This window comes from Bacillus cereus group sp. BfR-BA-01408, assembly GCF_022663305.1.
In the GTDB taxonomy this organism is placed as follows: domain Bacteria; phylum Bacillota; class Bacilli; order Bacillales; family Bacillaceae_G; genus Bacillus_A; species Bacillus_A pacificus.
Map to the genome: position 1 here is coordinate 1 of NZ_JAKUFF010000177.1, position 733 is coordinate 733.

Below are 733 nucleotides of genomic sequence, written 5' to 3' on the forward strand. Positions count from 1 at the left end.
ACCTTTTTTATCGTGATGAAGTAAATATTGGCCTTTCGCTATTTCATCTTTCGTTGGCCAAATTTTCTCGTTTTGTGTTGTCCAGTTAGTCTTATCTCCTACATCGAACGCTTCATAATCTTTTCCGTTATATACCCAAACTTTATAGCCGGATGCCGCTGGGACCGCATCCCACTTTAATGTGACATATCCCGTTTCCTTATCTGTCGCATTAATATAAGCTGAACCATCTGGCTTTTTCACTTGCTCTAACGGAATAAATGGAACGACTCCATCCGAAAGCGGACTTTCACCAAATGGATACTCGGCTACAATACGAAACCAATAGCTACTTCTTCCGCTATAATCCCCATACGGACCGCCTGCTTGATAAGCATTTTTATATATTTGTCCTGGGTTAGTAGGTGCTTCTGCCCCTTTTCCGTCATCATGTATCCAGTATCGTCCTTGTGCAATCTCTTCTGGCGTCGGGAATATTTTTTTATCTTTCGTCGTCCAGCTTGTCACATTCCCAACTGAAATATATTCATAGTCATATCCGTTAAAAATAGCTACTTTATACTCGGTTGCCCCTGGGACCGGATCCCATTGTAGATTGAAGTGACCTGAACCACTCCCGCTCCCATTTGAATAAGCTTGTACTCTCGGTGTATTTGGTTTTGCGTAAGAATATTTTACTTCTAAGTACGGTGCATTTGCTCCGTTTTCAGCTGCAATAAACTTTTTCCAATGG

The 733-nt window shown here is 41.6% G+C and carries 1 pseudogene; it reads right to left on the reverse strand.

Annotated elements, in window-relative coordinates:
* Window positions 1-733, reverse strand: a pseudogene (locus MR083_RS26715) (wall-associated protein); the annotation flags it as partial.